Origin of the sequence: Enterobacter cloacae complex sp. ECL414 (assembly GCF_021869685.1) — a bacterium.
Lineage (GTDB): Bacteria > Pseudomonadota > Gammaproteobacteria > Enterobacterales > Enterobacteriaceae > Enterobacter > Enterobacter kobei.
Window position 1 is genome coordinate 4,702,399 of sequence record NZ_CP091481.1, and the last position, 21,076, is coordinate 4,723,474.

Sequence of the window (21,076 nt, forward strand, 5' to 3'; positions counted from 1 at the left end):
CTTGCGGTGCCTTTTTTTCGGGAAACTTACTTAGCGCCCGGGATGCTGAAACGCTTGTTGAAGCGGTCAACACGGCCACCGGTTGCAACATCACGCTGCTTACCAGTGTAGAACGGGTGGCATTTGCCGCACACGTCCAGGTTCAGATCGTGACCCACGGTGGAGCGGATCTGGATAGAGTTACCGCAAGAACAGTTTGCAGTAATCATTTCGTATTTCGGGTGAATATCTTTTTTCATGGGAGAACCTCAGTTAAGGCCGCGTCGCTCTTCCAGCCCTAACGCCAGACACCACGCGATGTTGAATGTAAGTTCTTTGGCGTAAAGTACACCAAAGGCGGCGAATCATACAGAATTTGACCAACGTATGCAAACTGATCCGCACGCCGCTTTCACTAATGTGTATACTAACGCGCCACTTTTCAAGTCAGGAAGATTCGATGCCCGTCGCTCACGTTGCCCTGCCCGTTCCGCTTCCCCGCACCTTTGACTACCTGCTGCCCGACAGCATGAGCGCCAAAGCGGGCTGTCGCGTGACCGTGCCGTTTGGCAAACAACAGCGTGTGGGGATCGTTGTTTCCGTCAGCGATAAAAGCGAACTCCCCCTTAATGAGCTGAAATCGGTCCTTGAGGTACTGGACAGCGAACCGGTTTACTCCACCAGCACCTGGCGACTGCTACTGTGGGCGGCTGATTACTACCATCATCCGATTGGGGATGTCCTGTTCCACGCCCTGCCTATCCTGCTGCGCCAGGGTAAGAGCGCCAGCCATGCGCCGATGTGGTACTGGTTTGCCACCGAGCAAGGGCAAGCCGTAGACATTAATAGCCTCAAACGATCGCAGAAACAGCAGCAGGCGCTGGCCGCTCTGCGCCAGGGTAACATCTGGCGGCATCAGGTCGACGAACTTGAGGTGAGCGAAGCCGCTTTACAGGCCCTGAGAAAGAAAGGTCTGAGCGAGCTGGCAAGCCAGGCCCCAGCCCTTCACGACTGGCGCGACGGCTTCTCCGTTTCAGGGGATCGTCTGCGCCTGAATACCGAGCAGGCCACCGCGGTCGGCGCCATTCACAGCGCCTCGGACCATTTTTCTGCCTGGCTGCTGGCGGGCGTCACCGGTTCCGGTAAGACCGAAGTGTATCTGAGCGTGCTGGAAAACGTGCTCGCGCAGGGCAAACAGGCGCTGGTCATGGTGCCGGAAATTGGCTTAACCCCTCAAACCATCGCTCGATTCCGCGAGCGCTTTAACGCACCGGTTGAGGTTCTGCACTCCGGTCTGAACGACAGCGAACGCCTCAGCGCCTGGCTGAAAGCGAAAAATGGCGAAGCGGCGATTGTGATCGGCACCCGCTCGTCGCTGTTTACGCCGTTTAAAAATCTTGGCGTGATCGTGATCGACGAAGAGCACGACAGCTCCTATAAGCAACAGGAAGGCTGGCGCTACCGTGCCCGCGATCTGGCAGTTTATCGCGCCCACAGCGAGCAAATTCCGATCATTCTCGGCTCCGCCACCCCTGCGCTCGAAACCCTGCACAACGTGCGCCAGCGCAAATATCATATGCTGCGTCTGACGCGTCGTGCCGGGAATGCCCGTCCGGCCATTCAGCACGTGCTCGATCTAAAAGGTCAGCAGGTTCAGGCCGGGCTAGCACCCGCATTGATTACCCGCATGCGTCAGCATTTGCAGGCGGGCAACCAGGTAATTCTGTTCCTCAACCGCCGCGGATTTGCACCCGCCCTGCTGTGCCACGACTGCGGCTGGATTGCGGAATGCCCACGCTGTGACCACTACTACACCTTCCATCAGGCACAGCGCCACCTGCGTTGTCACCACTGCGACAGCCAGCGTCCGGTGCCGCGCCAGTGTCCATCGTGCGGGTCAACGCATATCGTGCCGGTCGGACTAGGAACGGAACAGCTTGAGCAGGCGCTGGCACCCTTCTTCCCTGACGTTCCAATCTCTCGTATCGACAGAGACACCACCAGCCGCAAGGGCGCGCTGGAACAGCAGCTCGCGGAAGTACATCGCGGCGGGGCGCGCATTCTGATTGGTACCCAAATGCTGGCAAAAGGGCACCACTTCCCGGACGTCACGCTGGTCGCCCTGCTGGACGTGGACGGCGCGCTGTTCTCTGCGGATTTCCGCGCGGCCGAGCGTTTTGCCCAGCTCTATACCCAAGTGGCCGGACGGGCAGGGCGCGCAGGCAAACAGGGCGAAGTGGTTCTGCAGACGCACCACCCTGAGCACCCGCTGCTGCAAACCCTGCTGCACAAAGGCTATGACGCTTTTGCCGAGCAGGCGCTGGCCGAACGACAGACCATGCAGCTGCCACCGTGGACCAGCCACGTCATCATCCGCGCGGAAGATCATAACAACCAGCAGGCACCGCTTTTCCTGCAGCAGCTGAGAAATCTCCTGCAGGCCAGCCCCCTGGTGGATAATCAGCTGTGGATCCTGGGGCCGGTACCGGCGCTGGCGCCGAAACGCGGCGGACGTTTCCGCTGGCAAATTTTGCTCCAGCATCCTTCGCGGATCCGTTTACAGCACATTGTTAGCGGCACGCTGGCGCTGATCAACACCCTGCCTGAAGCACGTAAAGTGAAGTGGGTGCTCGACGTCGATCCCATCGAAGGCTGAAGACGGATCGAAAAATTTAACGCTCCTCACACTTTTTATGAAAATTCTGTAACCGATTCCATTAACTATCTGTAAAAATGGTGATGTCAGAAGTTCGGTGTTCAGGCGAGGAGAAGACGTTGAAGTCCAGGAAAGAGGTTGCCACGGCGACCATGAAAGACGTTGCCGAGAAAGCACAAGTCTCAACGGCAACCGTGTCCCGCGCATTAATGAACCCGGATAAAGTCTCCCAGGCGACCCGCAACCGGGTTGAGCAGGCTGCGCTTGAAGTGGGTTATTTCCCACAGGCGATGGGGCGCAACGTCAAACGCAATGAGTCACGCACAATCCTTGTGATTGTGCCGGACATCTGCGATCCCTTCTTCAGTGAGATTATCCGCGGTATCGAAGTGACGGCGGCGGAACAAGGCTACCTCGTTCTAATTGGCGACTGCGCCCACCAGAACCAGCAGGAAAAAACCTTTATCGACCTCATTATTACCAAGCAGATCGATGGCATGCTGCTGCTTGGCTCGCGCCTGCCGTTTGACGCCAGCATTGAAGAGCAGCGTAATTTACCGCCGATGGTCATGGCTAACGAGTTTGCCCCTGAACTGGAGTTGCCGACGGTCCATATCGATAACCTCACCGCCGCATTCAACGCGGTGAACTATCTTCAGGAGCTGGGGCATAAGCGCATTGGCTGTATTGCCGGGCCAGAAGAGATGCCGCTGTGCCACTACCGCCTGCAGGGCTACGTTCAGGCACTGCGCCGTACTGGCGTTATCGTCGATCCGCACTACATTGCCCGCGGTGATTTTACCTTCGCAGCCGGTGGCCAGGCGCTGGAGAAGCTTCTGGACCTGCCTGAACCGCCAACCGCCGTATTTTGTCACAGCGACGTGATGGCGCTGGGCGCGTTATCGTACGCCAAACGCCGCGGCCTGCGCATACCGAAAGATTTATCCATCATCGGATTCGATAATATTTCGCTTTCAGAATTTTGCGATCCGCCGCTCTCAACGGTCGCGCAACCGCGCTATCAAATCGGTCGCGAAGCGATGCTGCTTCTGCTGGATCAGCTTCACGGTCAAACAGTTAGCAGCGGCTCGCGGTTGCTGGACTGCGAACTGATAGTCCGGGGCTCTACCCAGGCATTGACTTAACGTAAACGTCTTTAGGACACCCTTATCTGGTCAAAGCCCCGCCGCTTAAGTAACATGGCGGGCTGACGAACGAATAAATACAGCGAAACGATAGTGGCACAACGAGATTATGTACGTCGCGGCCAGCCGGCACCTTCGCGACGCAAAAAGAGTAGCTCAAGGAAAAAGCAACGTAGCCTGCCTGCTGTCTCGCCAGCAATGGTCGCTATTGCTGCGGCTGTTGTCGTCGCCTTTATTGGTGGTCTGTACTTCATCACGCACCATAAAAAGGAAGAGTCCGAGGCGCTTCAGGCCAGTAAAGTGGCCGGTAATGGCCTTCCTCCGAAACCTGAAGAGCGCTGGCGCTATATCAAAGAGCTGGAAAGCCGCCAGCCTGGCGTGCGTGCGCCTACCGAGCCCTCTGCCGGTGGTGAAGTGAAGAATGCCGATCAGCTGACGGACGAGCAGCGCCAGTTGCTGGCACAAATGCAGGCCGATATGCGCCAGCAGCCGACGCAGTTGAACGAAGTGCCATGGAATGAACAAACGCCAGCGCAGCGTCAGCAAACGTTGCAGTTGCAGCGTCAGCGCCAGGCTCAAATTCAGCAGCAACAGCAGCAGCAGTGGACGCAAACTCAGCCGGTACAGCAGCCGAAGGCACAGCCTTACCAGCAACCGCAGCAGCAGACACGTACGGTACAATCTCAGCCTGTTCAGCAGCAGCCAAAAGCACAGCCGCAAAAACAGGCGGCTCAGCCGTATCAGGATCTGCTCCAGACGCCAGCGCATACCACTGCACAGCAGCCGAAAACGCAGCAGGCTGCGCCGGTGACCAAAGAGACCGAAGCGCCGAAGCAGACGGCGGAGAAAAAAGACGAACGTCGCTGGATGGTACAGTGCGGTTCGTTTAAAGGTGCGGAGCAGGCCGAAACCGTGCGTGCTCAGCTGGCATTTGAAGGGTTTGATTCACGCATTACCACCAATAATGGCTGGAATCGCGTGGTGATTGGCCCGGTCAAAGGCAAAGAAAACGCCGATGGCACCCTTTCTCGTTTGAAAGTGGCCGGCCACACAAACTGCATTCGACTCGCCTCCGGGGGTTGAAACCCCCAAAATCTCCCCCATCTATCATTTAATTCAGCCCTGAGCACAGGCTCAGGGCTTCTGTTTCCCGAATTTGTAACCAGGGGGTCTGCTCGTGACAACAATAGTAAGTGTACGCCGTAACGGCCATGTGGTAATCGCCGGTGATGGCCAGGCCACGCTGGGTAATACCGTCATGAAAGGCAACGTGAAGAAAGTCCGTCGTCTCTATAACGACAAAGTGATCGCCGGTTTTGCAGGCGGTACAGCTGATGCCTTCACGCTGTTTGAACTGTTTGAACGCAAGCTTGAAATGCACCAGGGTCATCTGGTGAAAGCGGCCGTTGAGCTGGCAAAAGACTGGCGTACCGACCGTATGCTGCGCAAGCTCGAAGCGCTGCTGGCGGTAGCCGATGAAACCGCTTCGCTGATCATCACCGGTAACGGTGACGTTATTCAGCCGGAGAATGACCTGATTGCCATCGGCTCTGGCGGCCCTTATGCCCAGGCTGCAGCCCGCGCGCTGTTGGAAAATACCGACATGAACGCACGTGATATCGCGGTGAAGGCGTTGGATATTGCAGGTGATATCTGCATCTATACCAACCATAACCACACCATCGAAGAATTGACCTCCAAAGCGTAAGGATCTCCCATGTCTGAAATGACCCCACGCGAAATTGTCAGCGAACTGAACAAACACATTATCGGCCAGGATAACGCCAAGCGCTCCGTGGCTATCGCTCTGCGTAACCGCTGGCGTCGTATGCAGCTTGACGAAGAGCTGCGCCATGAAGTGACGCCGAAAAACATTCTGATGATCGGCCCAACCGGTGTCGGTAAAACCGAAATTGCCCGTCGTCTGGCGAAGCTGGCGAACGCGCCTTTCATCAAAGTCGAAGCTACCAAGTTCACCGAAGTGGGCTATGTGGGTAAAGAAGTGGACTCCATCATCCGCGATCTGACCGATTCGGCGATCAAAATGGTGCGCGTACAGGCAATTGAGAAAAACCGCTATCGCGCGGAAGAGATGGCCGAAGAGCGCATTCTCGATGTGCTGATCCCACCGGCGAAAAACAACTGGGGCCAGGCTGAGCAGCAGGCTGAACCGTCTGCCGCGCGTCAGGCATTCCGCAAAAAACTGCGTGAAGGCCAGCTGGATGATAAAGAGATTGAGATCGATCTTGCTGCCGCGCCAATGGGTGTAGAAATCATGGCACCTCCAGGCATGGAAGAGATGACCAGCCAGCTGCAGTCCATGTTCCAGAACCTGGGCGGCCAGAAGCAGAAAGCACGTAAGCTGAAAATCAAAGACGCGATGAAGCTGCTGATTGAAGAAGAAGCGGCGAAGCTGGTGAACCCGGAAGAGCTGAAGCAGGATGCTATCGACGCGGTTGAGCAGCACGGCATTGTGTTCATCGACGAAATCGACAAAATTTGTAAGCGCGGCGGCAACAGCTCCGGCCCGGACGTGTCCCGTGAAGGCGTTCAGCGCGACCTGCTGCCGCTGGTTGAAGGCTGCACCGTCTCCACCAAGCACGGTATGGTGAAAACGGACCACATCCTGTTTATCGCTTCCGGCGCGTTCCAGGTTGCCAGCCCGTCTGACCTGATCCCGGAACTGCAGGGTCGTCTGCCGATCCGCGTTGAACTGCAGGCGCTGACCACCGAAGATTTCGAACGCATCCTGACCGAGCCAAACGCCTCTGCGACCGTACAGTACAAAGCGCTGATGGCGACCGAAGGCGTGAACCTGGAGTTCACCGAAGACGGTATCAAACGTATCGCCCAGGCCGCGTGGCAGGTTAACGAAACCACCGAAAACATCGGTGCGCGTCGTCTGCATACCGTGCTGGAACGCCTGGTGGAGGATATCTCTTATGATGCGAGCGACCTTAACGGTCAAACCATTACCATTGACGCTGAATATGTGAGCAAACATCTTGATGCGTTAGTGGCAGATGAAGATCTTAGCCGTTTTATCCTATAATCGCGGTTATTGCATTCTCATCACCGTTAATGGGGGCTAATGCCCCCATTTTTATTGGCTAAATACTTATGACTGATATCAGCCGTACTCAGGCGTGGCTCGAAAGTCTACGCCCTAAAACGCTTCCTCTGGCCTTTGCCGCCATTATCGTCGGCACGGCACTTGCCTGGTGGCAAGGTTATTTTGATCCTCTGGTCGCTGCGCTGGCATTGATTACCGCAGGGCTGCTGCAAATTCTCTCCAATCTCGCTAACGACTACGGTGATGCGGTGAAAGGCAGTGACAAACCTGACCGTATCGGACCGCTGCGCGGGATGCAGAAAGGGGTGATTACCCAGGCACAGATGAAGCGCGCGCTGATTATCACCGTGGTACTGATTTGTTTATCGGGTCTGGCACTGGTGACGGTCGCCTCGAAAACCACCAGCGACTTCATCGGCTTCCTGGTGCTGGGCTTGCTCGCAATTATCGCGGCCATTACCTACACCGTCGGTACGCGTCCTTACGGGTATATTGGCCTCGGGGATATCTCCGTGCTGGTGTTCTTCGGCTGGCTGAGCGTGATGGGGAGCTGGTACCTGCAGGTGCATACCGTTATCCCTGCCCTTTTCCTGCCCGCAACCGCCTGCGGTCTGCTGGCGACCGCGGTACTCAACATCAATAACCTGCGCGATATCGACAGCGACCGTGAGAACGGTAAAAACACGCTCGCGGTACGTCTGGGGCCGGTCAATGCGCGCCGCTATCATGCCTGCCTGCTGATTGGTGCCCTGGTTTGTCTGGCACTGTTTAATCTGATCTCGCTGCACAGCGTATGGGGCTGGCTGTTTATACTCGCCGCGCCGCTGCTGATTAAGCAGGCCCGCTTCGTCATGCGTGAACTTAGCCCGGCCGCGATGCCGCCGATGCTGGAACGAACGGTAAAAGGCGCCCTGCTGACTAACCTGTTGTTCGTCATTGGGATTGTCTTAAGCCAGACGCTCAGTTAGCTGACAAATATCAATTAACAATTGATGATTTTGCCAACAACGCATTTAGCACGATATACTGAACACATTCGCAGCAACTGAGCGGTAAACCTATGAAATACGATACCTCCGAGCTTTGTGACATCTACCAGGAAGATGTCAACGTCGTTGAACCGCTGTTCTCCAACTTTGGTGGACGGTCGTCGTTTGGCGGACAAATCGTCACGGTGAAATGTTTCGAGGACAACGGGTTGCTGTACGATCTGCTCGAACAGAACGGTCGTGGCCGCGTTTTGGTCGTCGATGGCGGCGGTTCCGTGCGTCGCGCTCTGATAGATGCAGAGCTGGCCGGCATTGCCGTGCAGAACGAGTGGGAAGGCATTGTGGTGTACGGTTCCGTGCGCCAGGTGGACGATCTCGAAGACCTGGATATCGGGATTCAGGCGATTGCGGCCATTCCGGTAGGCGCAGCAGGTGACGGTATCGGTGAAAGCGACGTCCGCGTCAATTTTGGCGGCGTGACCTTCTTCTCCGGCGACCATCTCTACGCTGATAACACCGGGATTATTCTTTCGGAAGATCCGCTGGATATTGAGTAATAAAACAGTAAGCGTAAATCATAAAAAAACCGCCAATAACAATGTGGCGGTTTTTTTGTCCCTCGGGCAATGGGAATCAGACTTCTTCCATACGTCCCAGCAGCGCCTGCAGGCGATCCTGCCAGCCGTTCTGCTGTTCGCGCAGCTGGTTGTTTTCACGCTCCAGTTCTTCGCGGCTGTGCTGCGCGTTCTGCACTTCCTGCGCCAGGCTGTTGTTTTTCTCTTTCAGCTCTTCAATTTCCATTTGCAGCAGCGTGATGGTGTCAATCGCCTGCTGTACTTTCGATTCCAGTTTCTCAAACACTTCTAAAGACATGATGCTACCTCTCCTGAATTGCAAGGCGACGCTTTAACGTAAACGCGCACGACATATTCCATCGATTGTATGGAGCGCGGCGCTCTGTGTCCAGCGACACGCCGCGCAGATCGCGGTTTGCAACACTTTTCGGTCTCGTCCTGGTGCGTTCGCGGCATATACCACTAAGTTGTTAACTCATTCGTTAATGAAATGATTCAGCTCACATTCCATTTCTGATGCAAAAACGCTCTTTATGGCGCGAAAACGCTCATTTTATTGACGCAGACCACACATTTTGATTTCGATATTTCTCGTTTTTGCTCGTTAACGATAAATTAACACTATGTCTACAGGGCATCGTGGCTGTCACGGGCGACCACGCTAACAATAAACATCAATTTCTTCAGGATTCCGATTATGAGTCAGACATCAACCTTAAAAGGCCAGTGCATTGCCGAGTTCCTTGGTACCGGGTTGTTGATATTCTTCGGAGTGGGCTGTGTCGCTGCACTGAAAGTGGCGGGTGCCAGTTTTGGTCAGTGGGAAATCAGTATCATCTGGGGTCTGGGCGTGGCGATGGCCATCTACCTGACTGCAGGGGTTTCTGGTGCACATCTTAACCCGGCGGTGACTATCGCACTGTGGCTGTTCGCGTGCTTCGACGGACGCAAAGTTGTTCCCTTCATTCTTTCTCAGTTTGCCGGCGCGTTTTGTGCAGCGGCGTTAGTTTACGGGCTTTATTACAATCTTTTCATCGACTTCGAACAGACGCATCATATGGTGCGCGGCAGCGTCGAAAGTCTGGATCTGGCAGGCATCTTCTCAACCTATCCAAACCCGCATATCAATTTTGTGCAGGCGTTCGCAGTTGAAATGGTGATTACCGCTATTCTGATGGGCGTTATCCTGGCGCTGACCGACGACGGAAACGGCATTCCGCGTGGCCCGCTGGCCCCCTTGCTGATTGGTCTGCTGATTGCGGTGATCGGCGCATCCATGGGCCCGCTGACCGGGTTTGCGATGAACCCGGCGCGTGATATCGGACCGAAAGCCTTCGCGTTTATCGCGGGATGGGGCGACGTGGCCTTTACTGGCGGGAAAGATATCCCTTACTTCCTGGTACCGCTGTTTGCGCCGGTAGTTGGGGCTGCGCTGGGCGCGTTTAGCTACCGCAAATTAATTGGTCGCCACTTACCGTGCGACACCTGTGTGGAAGAGGAGAAGGAAACGACTTCTACCGCACAACAAAAAGCTTCGCTGTAATCTGACTACGGGACACATACCATGACCGAAAAAAAATATATCGTTGCGCTCGACCAGGGCACTACCAGCTCCCGCGCTGTCGTAATGGATCATGACGCGAACATTGTCAGCGTGTCTCAACGTGAATTTGAGCAAATTTACCCTCGTCCAGGCTGGGTAGAACATGACCCAATGGAGATCTGGGCTTCACAAAGCTCAACGCTGGTTGAAGTACTGGCGAAAGCCGATATCAGTTCCGACGAGATTGCCGCTATCGGTATTACCAACCAGCGTGAAACGACGATTGTCTGGGAACGCGAAACCGGTAAGCCTATCTACAACGCTATCGTCTGGCAGTGCCGCCGTACCTCAGAAATCTGTGAACAGCTGAAGCGTGACGGGATGGAAGAGTACGTGCGCAGCGCCACCGGTCTGGTGGTTGACCCGTACTTCTCCGGCACCAAAGTGAAGTGGATCCTCGACCACGTGGAAGGTTCACGCGAGCGTGCAAAACGCGGCGAGCTGCTGTTCGGGACCGTTGATACCTGGCTTATCTGGAAGATGACCCAGGGACGCGTTCACGTCACCGACTACACCAACGCCTCGCGTACCATGCTGTTCAACATCAACACCCTGGAGTGGGATGACAAGATGCTGGACGCGCTGGATATCCCACGCGCGATGCTGCCTGAAGTGCGCAAGTCTTCAGAGGTCTACGGTCAGACCAACATTGGCGGTAAAGGCGGCACCCGTATTCCTATCGCCGGTATCGCCGGTGACCAGCAGGCGGCACTGTTCGGCCAGCTGTGCGTCAAAGAAGGGATGGCGAAGAACACCTACGGCACCGGCTGCTTTATGCTGATGAATACTGGTGAGAAAGCGGTGAAATCAGAAAACGGCCTGCTGACCACCATCGCCTGCGGCCCTCGCGGTGAAGTGAACTACGCCCTGGAAGGTGCGGTGTTTATGGCGGGTGCATCTATTCAGTGGCTGCGTGACGAGATGAAGCTGATTAGCGATGCCTTCGACTCCGAATACTTTGCGACCAAAGTGAAGGACACCAACGGTGTGTACGTGGTGCCAGCGTTCACCGGCCTGGGCGCACCGTACTGGGATCCCTATGCACGCGGTGCGATTTTCGGTCTGACGCGTGGTGTGAACTCGAACCACATTATTCGCGCCACCCTGGAATCCATTGCCTACCAGACGCGCGACGTGCTGGAAGCGATGCAGGCAGACTCCGGCATTCGTCTGCACGCCCTGCGCGTGGACGGCGGCGCGGTAGCGAATAACTTCCTGATGCAGTTCCAGTCCGACATTCTGGGTACCCGCGTTGAGCGCCCTGAAGTGCGTGAAGTCACGGCGCTGGGTGCGGCGTATCTTGCCGGTCTGGCGGTAGGCTTCTGGCAGAACCTGGACGAGCTGCAGGAAAAAGCGGTTATCGAACGCGAGTTCCGCCCGGGCATCGAAACCACCGAGCGCAACTTCCGCTACAGCGGCTGGAAGAAAGCAGTGAAGCGCGCCCTGGCGTGGGAAGAGCACGACGAGTAATCCTATATTCCCTCTCCCATGAGGAGAGGGTGAGGGGCCCAGACAGCACCGGTCCCCTCTCCCCTCCCCACTCTGTGATAAACTTCGTGCAATTCCTTTTGATTGCACGAGTACCTCATGAAACGTGAACTTGCTATTGAGTTTTCCCGCGTCACCGAAGCGGCCGCCCTCGCAGGCTATAAATGGCTGGGGCGTGGCGACAAAAATACCGCGGACGGTGCTGCTGTCCATGCCATGCGCATTGTACTTAACCAGGTCAACATCGACGGCACTATCGTCATCGGCGAAGGCGAGATCGACGAAGCGCCAATGCTCTATATCGGTGAAAAAGTCGGTACCGGCAAAGGGGATGCGGTGGATATCGCCGTAGACCCGATTGAAGGCACCCGCATGACGGCGATGGGTCAGGCCAACGCGCTTGCGGTTCTGGCCGTGGGCGATAAAGGCTGCTTCCTTAACGCGCCGGATATGTACATGGAAAAGCTGATAGTCGGTCCTGGTGCGAAGGGCGCAATCGACCTCAGCCTGCCGCTGGAAGAGAACCTGCGCAACATCGCCAGAGCTTTGGGCAAACCCCTGAGTGAACTGACCGTGACGATTCTGGCAAAACCGCGCCACGACGCCACCATCGCGCAGATGCAAAAGCTCGGCGTGCGCGTGTTTGCCATTCCGGATGGCGATGTTGCCGCCTCAATTCTGACCTGCATGCCGGACAGCGAAGTAGACGTGCTGTACGGCATCGGCGGTGCGCCGGAGGGCGTGGTCTCGGCGGCGGTGATCCGCGCGCTGGACGGCGATATGCAGGCGCGCCTGCTGCCTCGGCATGAGGTGAAAGGCGACAGCGACGAGAACCGCCGTATCGGTGAAAACGAGCTGGCGCGCTGCGAAGCAATGGGTATCGAAGCCAATAAGGTTCTCGCGCTGAATGAAATGGCACGCAGCGACAACGTTGTCTTCTCCGCCACCGGCATCACCAAAGGTGACCTGCTGGACGGCATCACCCGCAAGGGCAATATGGCGACCACCGAAACGCTGCTGATCCGCGGTAAATCGCGCACCATTCGCCGCATTCAGTCCATTCACTATCTCGATCGTAAAGACCCGGACGTACAGACGCACATTCTGTAAAACCGTTTGATCGATAGAGCTTTCCGGCCCGAAGGGGCTGGAAATGTTTCCCACAAGTACGGAAGATAGAACAGAGAAACAGCACAGGAGAAGATCATGGCGGACTGGGTAACAGGTAAAGTCACAAAGATAGAGTTCTGGACCGATGCGCTATTTAGTCTCACCCTGCATGCTCCCGTTCACCCGTTTAAGGCCGGGCAATTTGCGAAGCTGGGGCTGGATGTCGACGGCGAACGCGTGCAGCGCGCCTACTCTTACGTTAACGCGCCGGATAATCCGGATCTTGAGTTCTATCTGGTGACCGTCCCGGACGGTAAGCTCAGCCCGCGCCTTGCCGCCCTTAAGCCCGGTGACGATGTGCAAATTGTGAGTGAAGCAGCAGGTTTCTTTGTACTCGAAGAGATCCCTGATTGTGACACGCTCTGGATGCTGGCAACCGGCACGGCCATTGGCCCCTACCTCTCCATTCTGCAATATGGCAAAGACCTTGAGCGCTTTAAAAACATCGTGCTGGTGCATGCTGCGCGCTACGCCGCAGACCTGAGCTACTTGCCGCAGATGCAGGCGCTGGAACAGCGATATGGCGGGAAGCTGAAAATTCAGACCGTCGTCAGCCGCGAAACCGTAGCAGGTACGCTGACCGGTCGCGTGCCGGCGTTAATTGAGAGTGGTGTGCTGGAAAACGCAGTGGGTTTGCCGATGACTGCAGACACCAGCCACGTCATGCTGTGTGGTAACCCGCAGATGGTTCGGGATACGCAACAGCTTCTGAAGGATACCCGGCAGATGACGAAACATCTTCGCCGCCGACCGGGTCATATGACTGCCGAACACTACTGGTGATCAGCGGTACTTCACCTCAAGGGTGTCTTTACCGTATTTATTTTCGCTCTGGGTGCCGATAAACGCGCCCAGATCGACAATCATCATCACGAAGATAACGGACGGCAGCAGTCTGCCCACCACCCAGGGAAGAATGGACGGCAGCATCCCCCAGTTCCCTGCGACCAGCATCCACGCCAGAATAATCAGAAAGGCCCACGCGCCGGAACGGCCACGATCGTGAAGACGCTTCACCACCACGGCCGCCGTTGGCCACAGCAAACAGACCAGCGCAAAAGCCGCCGTTTGCGTGCTCAACCAGGCATTGTACGCAACGAAAAACAGAAGCAGCATGGCGACAACCCACGTCACCATCCAGACCCAGAAATCACGGCGTCCGATACGCCCTTTGAATGAAAACAGCCACTGCTGTATGGTCATGTAAGGTTCCTTATTATCATTTAGTCCGCATTTTACCCTGGAGTTGTGACCTTTTGACAAGCCGGGCAGATATCGTTTTAATCATGAGCACTTACGGCCAGGGGCAATGTTGATGAAAAGTTCGGCACACACTCTCTTCCTGTGTATAGCGATGCTTGGCGCGGGTTTTCCGCTGCACGCCGCCGACACGTCGGCCCCTACCACGGCACCCTATTTGCTGGCAGGCGCGCCGTCGTTCGATCAATCCATCAGTCAGTTTCGTGAAACCTTCAATCAGACCAACCCTACGTTGCCGCTGGATGAGTTTCGCGCGATTGATAACTCTCGTGATACCCCAACCCTGACCCGCGCGGCGAGCAAGATAAACGAAAACTTGTATGCCTCCACGGCGCTGGAGCGTGGGACGTTAAAAATCAAAAGCATGCAAATCACCTGGCTACCGATCCAGGGGCCAGAGCAGAAAGCGGCAAAAACGAAGGCTCAGGAGTACATGAGCGCGGTATTACAGGCGTTTACGCCCGCGCTGACGAAAAAGCAAAGCCAGCAAAAGCTGCAAAAGCTGCTGGCCGCGGGTAAAAACAAGCGGTACTACGCCACAACTGAAGGGGCAATTCGCTATGTGGTGGCGGATAACGGCGAAAAAGGACTGACCTTCGCAGTTGAACCGATTAAGCTGGCGCTATCTGACACCCTCGGCGGGGCGAATTAATGACAAAAAGCAAAGCCTTTCGAGGGAAAATCTCTATACTGATTCACAGACCATGCTGCCCGACAGGGCGGCCATATTCCTTAATTCGCTTATTTAGCGTGGAGAATTGAAATGCGACATCCTTTAGTGATGGGTAACTGGAAACTGAATGGCAGCCGCCACATGGTAAACGAACTGGTTGCGAACCTGCGTAAAGAGCTGGCTGGCGTAACGGGCTGCGCGGTTGCTATCGCTCCGCCGGATATGTACCTGGATCTGGCTAAACGCGCCGCTGACGGCAGCCACATCATTCTGGGTGCACAGAACGTTGACGTTAACCTGTCTGGCGCGTTCACCGGTGAAACTTCCGCTGAAATGCTGAAAGATATCGGCGCAAAATACATCATCATCGGCCACTCAGAGCGTCGCACCTACCACAAAGAATCCGACGAGTTCATCGCGAAGAAATTCGCTGTGCTGAAAGAGCAGGGTCTGATCCCGGTTCTGTGCATCGGTGAAACCGAAGCAGAAAACGAAGCGGGCAAAACCGAAGAAGTGTGCGCACGTCAGATCGACGCGGTTCTGAAAACGCAGGGCGCAGCAGCGTTCGAAGGTGCAGTCATTGCTTACGAGCCAGTCTGGGCGATCGGTACCGGCAAATCTGCAACGCCAGCGCAGGCTCAGGCCGTGCACAAATTCATCCGTGACCACATTGCTAAAGCTGATGCGAAAGTGGCTGAGCAAGTGATTATCCAGTACGGCGGTTCCGTAAACGCCTCCAACGCTGCTGAGCTGTTCACCCAGCCAGACATCGATGGCGCGCTGGTTGGCGGTGCATCCCTGAAGGCTGACGCTTTCGCGGTGATCGTTAAAGCGGCAGAAGCGGCTAAACAGGCGTAATTGCCTTTGCGGCGGGTGGCGCTTCGCTAACCCGCCCTACGCTCTTCTCCTCCCTCTCCCTTCGGGAGAGGGTTGGGCGGACTACACTTTCCCCAGCAAGCTAAACCACAGATAATCCAGCGGCAGCAGTACCAGGTACGTCGCAACGGCCAGCGCCAGACAGAGCATCATCCCCGCCTTTGCAGGCACCTTCCCTAGCCCCATCGCCACAACAATCGGCGACGCCTGATACGGCAGCAGCGGCGTGGAATAACCCAGTACCTGAATCATAATCACCGACAGCAGCGGGAAGCCGGTGGCATCTGAGAAGCTCTGTGCCAGGGTGGTATACAGCGCCGGAACGCCGTTAGCAGTCATAATGAAGTTGAGCGCGGTGGTGATACCGGTCAGCGCCAGGAAACTGGTGAACGGTTTGTCTGCGTCCAGCGGCATAATGCGGAGCAACGCTTCGCCCACTGCCGTGCCGATACCGGTTTGCGTAACAGTAATCGCCAGCCCAAGAATGCCCGCGACGTAAATGCAGGTACGCATATTCACCCCCGCAGAAAACTCTTCCCCGGTGATAAAACCAACGCGCGGCAGCATAACGATGACGGACGCCGCCAGCCCAGTCCATGCCGGCCCAATACCATGCCAGCTCTCCGTGACCCACATCACCAGCACCACCGCCAGCAGCCAGGCGAGGCGCTTTTCATCCTGCCCCATGGGTTCAGCTGGCGCCAGATCCTTCGGCGGTTTTGGGCTGCCGGGGAATAACCAGCAGATGAGGCCAATCAGGATCAGTCCTTTGAGAATGCCCAGCACTGGGGTGTGCAGCAGCAGATACGGAACATAGTTCAGGTGGATGCCGTACGAGCCTTCCGCCGCACCGCTCATCACCAGGTTAGGGACGTTAGCAGGCAGGATAGTTGCTGAGAGCTGGAAAGTGCCGAACCCCACAGCCAGCGCCAGACCAAACCAGGCGCGGGAACCGTCAGGGATACCGGCACGTTTCGCCATCGCCGCAACAATCGGCATCAGCAGCGCAATACGCCCCATATTCGACGGCATCACAAACGCCAACGCATAGCTCAGCAGCACCACACTCGCCACCATCAATATCCAGGAATCGGTAAGCTTTGCTGACAGCGCCCGGGCGGCCCTGTCAGCCAGACCGGTTTTACGGATCGCCACCCCCAGTACAAAACCGCTGAATACCAGCCAGAAAGCCGACGAGGCAAAGCCGCCGAAAATGACTTCCGGCGGGGCGATTCTGGCGGCCATCGCTGCCGTGAAAAACAGCAGCGCGGTGATAAATTCTGGCAATAGCGACGTCGCCCATAGCACGATGGTGACGCCAACAATCAACGAAGGCAGCAGCAGAGGATGAGATAACCAGAGCGACATACCTGTCTCCTGTAGATTTTTTCAGCAAGTCTACGGCGACAGGCAGGACGAGTAAACGCTATTTATGGTGGGGTCACTTCAGGATAGTGCATTGATGATCCTGCAATTCCTCAGCCGAGGCGCGGTTAAGCATGAGCAGGTTTCGCTCGGTCGCCAGCAAAACAAACGAACCATCCGACTGCTGCGCCATCGCCAGCGCAAAGCGCCCCATGTGGTCGCGCGCTTCGGGTAGCTCTTCCGCCAGCATCATAAACGGGCTGCGCTGGACCAGTTCATTCTCCGTTACCCGTCGGGCAAGATACTCGTGCCCCTCCAGCCCACCGGGCAGAGGTAGCCACTGGGTGCTGATGTCGCCCTGTGCCGCATTGAGTTTCTCACGTACGTCCGGGCGCAGACAGGAGATATGAATATGGAAATGGTTCTGCGTACGGCCAGTCGGCGAGTTAATCGTCAGTGAAATGGCGCTGTCAGGCACCTCAGATCCCCGCTTCAGGGTCATAAAGCTGCGCGACTGCCACGCCAGCCAGAAGAAATTTGGCGTGTGAGGCTCGGTCAGGAGCGGGCTTTCGGTTCCATTAATGCGGTATGTCGGCATCAGCAGATACTGCAACGGCCCGTTGCGGTCTTTAAATACGACATAGCCCGCATCAGGCTTCACCTGTGCGCAGGGTGCCGGGTTACGGTGTTGCAGTTGATTAGGCAGGCACTGGTCGAGAACGATATGACGCAACGCATTCGGATTACCCGCTTTTATCCAGTACACGCCGCCAGCGGCAAGGGCGATGATAATAAGGATCAATAAGATAATTTTTTTCACAACGCGTTCCCTGTTTTCGATAGAGGCGAAAGAGTAACGCAAAATGATGACCAAATAAAAAACCCGGTGGATTTCTCACACCGGGTCACCGTGCCGTTTGATAACGCTTAGCGCTGGCTAATCTGATCGAAGGTGCCGCCATTAGAGAAGTGCTCTTTCTGCGCTTTCGTCCAGCCGCCGAACACATCATCAATGGTGAAGAGTTTCAGTTTCGGGAATTCCCCTTCATATTTCTTCGCAACAGCCGCATCGCGTGGACGATAGTAGTTTTTCGCCGCAATTTCCTGGCCTTCAGGCGAGTAGAGATATTTCAGGTAGGCTTCCGCCACCGCTTTTGTCCCTTTCTTATCAACCACTTTGTCGACCACGGAAACAGTCGGCTCGGCAAGAATAGACTCACCTGGGGTCACAATCTCGAACTTGTCTTTGCCCAGCTCGTGGGTGGCCAGCAGGGCTTCGTTTTCCCATGCGATCAGCACGTCGCCGATACCGCGCTCGACGAAGGTGTTGGTGGCGCCACGCGCGCCGGAGTCCAGCACTTCGACGTTTTTGTACAGCGCTTTCACGAACTCCTGCGCTTTGGCCTGGTCACCGTTGTTGTGATGCAGCGCGTAACCCCAGGCCGCCAGGTAGTTCCAGCGAGCGCCGCCGGAGCTTTTCGGGTTTGGTGTAATCACTGACACGCCCGGTTTTACCAGGTCGTTCCAGTCTTTAATCTGTTTCGGGTTGCCTTTACGCACCAGGAAGACGATGGTCGAGGTGTATGGTGCAGAGTTATCCGGCAGGCGTTTGATCCAGTTTTTGTCGATACGGCCACGCTCGGCAATGGCGTCAACATCGTAGGCCAGCGCCAGCGTGACCACATCGGCTTCGATACCGTTGATGACGGAGGTCGCCTGTTTACCGGAGCCGCCGTGAGACTGGCGAACCACGACATTGTCGCCAGTTTCCTGTTTCCAGTGCGCCGCAAATGCTTTGTTGTACTGCTCATACAGCTCACGCGTCGGGTCGTAAGACACGTTCAGTAACTGGATGTCCTTCGCCAGAACGCTGGCCGATGCCAGCAATAATGTTAAACCCACGCCCCATTTATTCATCGCCCGGCTCTCTTGTGTAGTGTTTTGATGAATGCAGCGTGCCAGAAAGCGATTCGATGATTAAAGAATAAAAAAAGATTGGCTATAACGTAGAGGAATAAAAAGAAGAATGTGAGCAGCCAGATGCCCTCACCCCAACCCTCTCCCACGGGAGAGGGAGCAAACATAAAAAACGGTAACCCAAGGGTTACCGTTTTGCATTTACCTTGCCACCGGGCAACAGAGCCGATCAGTACAGTTTTTTCGCGCAGTCCAGCCAGTCACCTTTGAACGGACGCTTCATGTTTTCAATCGCGTCGATGATGTCATGGTGAACCAGTTTTTCGTTCTGAATACCGACGCAACGGCCGCCGTGACCCTGCAGCAGCAGATCGATAGCGTACGCGCCCATACGGGACGCCAGAATGCGGTCGTAAGGGCCAGGGGAACCGCCACGCTGAATGTGACCCAGTACGGTCGCGCGGGTTTCGCGTTTGGTTTCGGCTTCGATGTATTTCGCCAGCTCGTCAACGTCACAGATGTGCTCGGTGATAGCCACGATCGCGTGTTTTTTACCTTTCGCGATGCCCGCTTTGATTTCAGCCACGAGATCTTCACGGCTAAATTCGACTTCTGGCACAACGATAAATTCGCAACCACCCGCAATGGCTGCCGCCAGGGTCAGGTCACCGCAGTAACGCCCCATCACTTCAACGATAGAGATACGCTGGTGAGAAGACGAGGTATCGCGCAGACGGTCGATCGCTTCAACAACGGTACCCAGTGCAGTAAAGAAGCCGATAGTGTAGTCAGTACCTTTGATGTCGTTGTCGATGGTGCCCGGCAGACCGATGCACGGGAAGCCCATTTCGGTCAGACGTTTTGCACCCATGTAAGAGCCGTCACCGCCGATAACCACCAGCGCGTCCAGACCGCGTTTTTTCATGTTCTCGATAGCCACTTCACGGATGTGTTCGTCACGGAATTCCGGGAAGCGCGCAGACCCAAGGAAGGTACCGCCACGGTTAATCATGTCGGACACGCTGTAACGGTCGAGCTGAACCATACGATCTTCATACAGACCCAGGTAACCATCATAGATACCAAAAACTTCCAGACCTTCCGTCAGCGCTGCACGGACAACACCACGAATTGCCGCGTTCATGCCCGGCGCATCACCGCCGCTTGTCAACACACCGATTTTCTTAATCATGACTACCTCTGAACTTAGGAATGCAAAATTGAAATCTGTTGCCGGAAGAAACTTATCGACCAACGAATACTGCAAATAGTATATCAATCCCTTCCAGCTGAATTGATTCAGGTCAGACCAAATGGCGGTAATTTATACACAAAATGCTGGCCTGGCTCACTTTTTTACAACCAATTACGAAAGCCCCACGTGTCCGGGTACAACCGAGCAGGGATCCTGGTGAATAATGACGTCTGAACCAGGAAAACGCTGCAAAATTGCCTGCTCGACCTGCTCAGCAATTACGTGAGCCTGTACCAGTGGCAGGTTGTCTTCCATTTCAATATGAATCTGAATAAAGCGGGTCGGCCCTGACTGCCGCGTTCGAAGATCGTGTGCACCGCTGACGCCAGGCCAGGAGGTCACAAGAGAAAAAATTTCATTGCGTTCTGCGTCCGGAAGGGCTCGGTCAAGCAACGATTGCACCGCGTCATACCCCATCCGTAAGGCGCTATACAAAATATAGATGCCGATACCTAACGCAAATAGCGCATCGGCCCGGTGCCAGCCATACCAGGCCAGGCCCAGCGCAATAAGAATTGCCCCATTCATCATAACATCAGATTGATAATGAAGCATATCCGCCCGTACTGCCTGGCTTTGCGTTTTGCGAACCACCCAGCGCTGGAACGTTACCAGAACAAGTGTGCTTATAAGTGCAACGACCGTCACCACTACGCCCACGCCGGGATCGTTCATCGGTGTCGGCGAGACGAGATGCTGAATGCCGGTCAAAAACAGGAACAGTGCAGAACCGGAAATAAACATGCTTTGCGCCAGCGCGGCCAGCGACTCCGCTTTACCGTGCCCAAACGTGTGCTCTTCATCCGCGGGCTGCAGTGAATAGCGCACCACCAGCAGGTTGGTCAGCGAGGCGGCAATATCCATTAGCGAATCCACCAGCGCCGCCAGAATACTGACCGAACCGGTATACCACCAGGCAAAGATTTTAATCAGTAACAGGCCAGACGCCACAACGGTTGCCGCAATAGCGGCCCGGCTTACCAGCCTTCCATAGGATTGATTCATAAACGCTCCTGTCATGTCTTGCCGCTAGTATAACGGAAGCATAGGGG

21 protein-coding genes are annotated in these 21,076 nt (G+C 55.6%); 13 read left to right on the plus strand and 8 right to left on the minus strand.

Annotated features, from left to right (window positions below; genetic code table 11):
• Positions 1-26: 26 nt before the first annotated feature.
• Positions 27-239, minus strand: a complete 213-nt coding sequence (rpmE, locus tag L3068_RS22650) for a 50S ribosomal protein L31 (RefSeq protein ID WP_003862040.1) — start codon at positions 237-239, stop codon at positions 27-29.
• Between the two features lie 200 nt (positions 240-439).
• On the opposite strand from rpmE, the gene priA reads away from it, so the two are divergent.
• The 7 genes from priA (at position 440) to rraA (ending at position 8,399) form a co-directional block, all read left to right on the plus strand.
• Positions 440-2,635, plus strand: coding sequence for a primosomal protein N' (gene priA, locus L3068_RS22655; RefSeq protein ID WP_117582074.1), 2,196 nt, complete (start codon positions 440-442; stop codon positions 2,633-2,635).
• 83 nt (positions 2,636-2,718) lie between these two features.
• The gene (gene cytR, locus L3068_RS22660; protein WP_392389257.1) at positions 2,719-3,780 is read left to right on the plus strand and encodes a DNA-binding transcriptional regulator CytR; all 1,062 of its coding nucleotides are present in this window, start codon (positions 2,719-2,721) and stop codon (positions 3,778-3,780) included.
• A gap of 93 nt (positions 3,781-3,873) precedes the next feature.
• Complete coding sequence (gene ftsN / locus L3068_RS22665) at positions 3,874-4,863, plus strand: cell division protein FtsN (protein WP_014885700.1); 990 nt, start codon at positions 3,874-3,876, stop codon at positions 4,861-4,863.
• A gap of 94 nt (positions 4,864-4,957) precedes the next feature.
• Entirely contained in the window at positions 4,958-5,488 is a 531-nt protein-coding gene (gene hslV, locus L3068_RS22670) for an ATP-dependent protease subunit HslV (protein ID WP_008501802.1), read from the plus strand.
• Positions 5,489-5,497: 9 nt separating this feature from the next.
• Entirely contained in the window at positions 5,498-6,832 is a 1,335-nt protein-coding gene (gene hslU, locus L3068_RS22675) for an ATP-dependent protease ATPase subunit HslU (protein ID WP_010436948.1), read from the plus strand.
• A gap of 68 nt (positions 6,833-6,900) precedes the next feature.
• Positions 6,901-7,821 carry a 1,4-dihydroxy-2-naphthoate polyprenyltransferase gene (gene menA, locus L3068_RS22680; protein WP_014885701.1) on the plus strand — a complete coding sequence of 307 codons (921 nt, stop codon included), beginning with the start codon at positions 6,901-6,903 and terminating at the stop codon, positions 7,819-7,821.
• Positions 7,822-7,913: 92 nt separating this feature from the next.
• Positions 7,914-8,399 (plus strand): ribonuclease E activity regulator RraA, encoded by a 486-nt coding sequence (gene rraA, locus L3068_RS22685; protein WP_014885702.1) that lies wholly within the window; start codon positions 7,914-7,916, stop codon positions 8,397-8,399.
• A 76-nt stretch (positions 8,400-8,475) separates the two neighbouring features.
• Here the strand turns inward: rraA and zapB are convergent, their stop codons facing one another.
• Positions 8,476-8,715 (minus strand): septal ring assembly protein ZapB, encoded by a 240-nt coding sequence (gene zapB / locus L3068_RS22690; RefSeq protein ID WP_008501806.1) that lies wholly within the window; start codon positions 8,713-8,715, stop codon positions 8,476-8,478.
• Positions 8,716-9,114: 399 nt separating this feature from the next.
• On the opposite strand from zapB, the gene L3068_RS22695 reads away from it, so the two are divergent.
• The 4 genes from L3068_RS22695 to fpr all read left to right on the plus strand — a co-directional run bounded on the left by L3068_RS22695 (position 9,115) and on the right by fpr (position 13,461).
• Complete coding sequence (locus L3068_RS22695) at positions 9,115-9,960, plus strand: MIP/aquaporin family protein (protein WP_014885705.1); 846 nt, start codon at positions 9,115-9,117, stop codon at positions 9,958-9,960.
• A gap of 21 nt (positions 9,961-9,981) precedes the next feature.
• Positions 9,982-11,490, plus strand: coding sequence for a glycerol kinase GlpK (gene glpK / locus L3068_RS22700; RefSeq protein ID WP_014885706.1), 1,509 nt, complete (start codon positions 9,982-9,984; stop codon positions 11,488-11,490).
• 117 nt (positions 11,491-11,607) lie between these two features.
• Positions 11,608-12,618 (plus strand): class II fructose-bisphosphatase, encoded by a 1,011-nt coding sequence (gene glpX, locus L3068_RS22705; RefSeq protein WP_023331601.1) that lies wholly within the window; start codon positions 11,608-11,610, stop codon positions 12,616-12,618.
• A 96-nt stretch (positions 12,619-12,714) separates the two neighbouring features.
• Positions 12,715-13,461 carry a ferredoxin--NADP(+) reductase gene (gene fpr, locus L3068_RS22710; protein WP_014885708.1) on the plus strand — a complete coding sequence of 249 codons (747 nt, stop codon included), beginning with the start codon at positions 12,715-12,717 and terminating at the stop codon, positions 13,459-13,461.
• On the opposite strand, the gene L3068_RS22715 is transcribed toward fpr, so the two are convergent.
• Positions 13,462-13,881 carry a DUF805 domain-containing protein gene (locus L3068_RS22715; RefSeq protein ID WP_023331602.1) on the minus strand — a complete coding sequence of 140 codons (420 nt, stop codon included), beginning with the start codon at positions 13,879-13,881 and terminating at the stop codon, positions 13,462-13,464.
• Between the two features lie 112 nt (positions 13,882-13,993).
• Here L3068_RS22715 and L3068_RS22720 point away from each other — a divergent pair, with 112 nt between their 5' ends.
• Both L3068_RS22720 and tpiA read left to right on the plus strand, forming a co-directional pair.
• On the plus strand, positions 13,994-14,590 hold the full coding sequence (locus L3068_RS22720; protein WP_048996426.1) for a DUF1454 family protein: 597 nt from the start codon (positions 13,994-13,996) through the stop codon (positions 14,588-14,590).
• A gap of 111 nt (positions 14,591-14,701) precedes the next feature.
• The gene (gene tpiA, locus L3068_RS22725; RefSeq protein WP_003862019.1) at positions 14,702-15,469 is read left to right on the plus strand and encodes a triose-phosphate isomerase; all 768 of its coding nucleotides are present in this window, start codon (positions 14,702-14,704) and stop codon (positions 15,467-15,469) included.
• An 81-nt stretch (positions 15,470-15,550) separates the two neighbouring features.
• Here the strand turns inward: tpiA and L3068_RS22730 are convergent, their stop codons facing one another.
• The 5 genes from L3068_RS22730 to fieF form a co-directional block, all read right to left on the minus strand.
• A complete protein-coding gene (locus L3068_RS22730; protein WP_047625597.1) occupies positions 15,551-16,855 on the minus strand; it encodes an SLC13 family permease in 1,305 nt (434 codons plus the stop codon).
• Between the two features lie 73 nt (positions 16,856-16,928).
• Positions 16,929-17,672 carry a CDP-diacylglycerol diphosphatase gene (locus tag L3068_RS22735; protein ID WP_014885712.1) on the minus strand — a complete coding sequence of 248 codons (744 nt, stop codon included), beginning with the start codon at positions 17,670-17,672 and terminating at the stop codon, positions 16,929-16,931.
• Positions 17,673-17,779: 107 nt separating this feature from the next.
• Positions 17,780-18,769 carry a sulfate ABC transporter substrate-binding protein gene (locus tag L3068_RS22740; RefSeq protein ID WP_045134872.1) on the minus strand — a complete coding sequence of 330 codons (990 nt, stop codon included), beginning with the start codon at positions 18,767-18,769 and terminating at the stop codon, positions 17,780-17,782.
• Positions 18,770-18,998: 229 nt separating this feature from the next.
• On the minus strand, positions 18,999-19,961 hold the full coding sequence (pfkA, locus tag L3068_RS22745) for a 6-phosphofructokinase (RefSeq protein WP_047625594.1): 963 nt from the start codon (positions 19,959-19,961) through the stop codon (positions 18,999-19,001).
• 174 nt (positions 19,962-20,135) lie between these two features.
• A complete protein-coding gene (fieF, locus tag L3068_RS22750) occupies positions 20,136-21,029 on the minus strand; it encodes a CDF family cation-efflux transporter FieF (protein ID WP_014885715.1) in 894 nt (297 codons plus the stop codon).
• Between the last annotated feature and the right edge of the window lie 47 nt (positions 21,030-21,076).

Bases quoted from the DNA above. Each gene is read 5' to 3' on its own strand.
- rpmE (WP_003862040.1), bottom strand. From the start codon at position 239: ATGAAAAAAGATATTCACCCGAAATACGAAATGATTACTGCAAACTGT.
- priA (WP_117582074.1), top strand. From the start codon at position 440: ATGCCCGTCGCTCACGTTGCCCTGCCCGTTCCGCTTCCCCGCACCTTT.
- cytR (WP_392389257.1), top strand. From the start codon at position 2,719: ATGTCAGAAGTTCGGTGTTCAGGCGAGGAGAAGACGTTGAAGTCCAGG.
- hslU (WP_010436948.1), top strand. From the start codon at position 5,498: ATGTCTGAAATGACCCCACGCGAAATTGTCAGCGAACTGAACAAACAC.
- menA (WP_014885701.1), top strand. From the start codon at position 6,901: ATGACTGATATCAGCCGTACTCAGGCGTGGCTCGAAAGTCTACGCCCT.
- rraA (WP_014885702.1), top strand. From the start codon at position 7,914: ATGAAATACGATACCTCCGAGCTTTGTGACATCTACCAGGAAGATGTC.
- zapB (WP_008501806.1), bottom strand. From the start codon at position 8,715: ATGTCTTTAGAAGTGTTTGAGAAACTGGAATCGAAAGTACAGCAGGCG.
- L3068_RS22695 (WP_014885705.1), top strand. From the start codon at position 9,115: ATGAGTCAGACATCAACCTTAAAAGGCCAGTGCATTGCCGAGTTCCTT.
- glpK (WP_014885706.1), top strand. From the start codon at position 9,982: ATGACCGAAAAAAAATATATCGTTGCGCTCGACCAGGGCACTACCAGC.
- glpX (WP_023331601.1), top strand. From the start codon at position 11,608: ATGAAACGTGAACTTGCTATTGAGTTTTCCCGCGTCACCGAAGCGGCC.
- fpr (WP_014885708.1), top strand. From the start codon at position 12,715: ATGGCGGACTGGGTAACAGGTAAAGTCACAAAGATAGAGTTCTGGACC.
- L3068_RS22715 (WP_023331602.1), bottom strand. From the start codon at position 13,881: ATGACCATACAGCAGTGGCTGTTTTCATTCAAAGGGCGTATCGGACGC.
- L3068_RS22720 (WP_048996426.1), top strand. From the start codon at position 13,994: ATGAAAAGTTCGGCACACACTCTCTTCCTGTGTATAGCGATGCTTGGC.
- tpiA (WP_003862019.1), top strand. From the start codon at position 14,702: ATGCGACATCCTTTAGTGATGGGTAACTGGAAACTGAATGGCAGCCGC.
- L3068_RS22730 (WP_047625597.1), bottom strand. From the start codon at position 16,855: ATGTCGCTCTGGTTATCTCATCCTCTGCTGCTGCCTTCGTTGATTGTT.
- L3068_RS22740 (WP_045134872.1), bottom strand. From the start codon at position 18,769: ATGAATAAATGGGGCGTGGGTTTAACATTATTGCTGGCATCGGCCAGC.
- pfkA (WP_047625594.1), bottom strand. From the start codon at position 19,961: ATGATTAAGAAAATCGGTGTGTTGACAAGCGGCGGTGATGCGCCGGGC.
- fieF (WP_014885715.1), bottom strand. From the start codon at position 21,029: ATGAATCAATCCTATGGAAGGCTGGTAAGCCGGGCCGCTATTGCGGCA.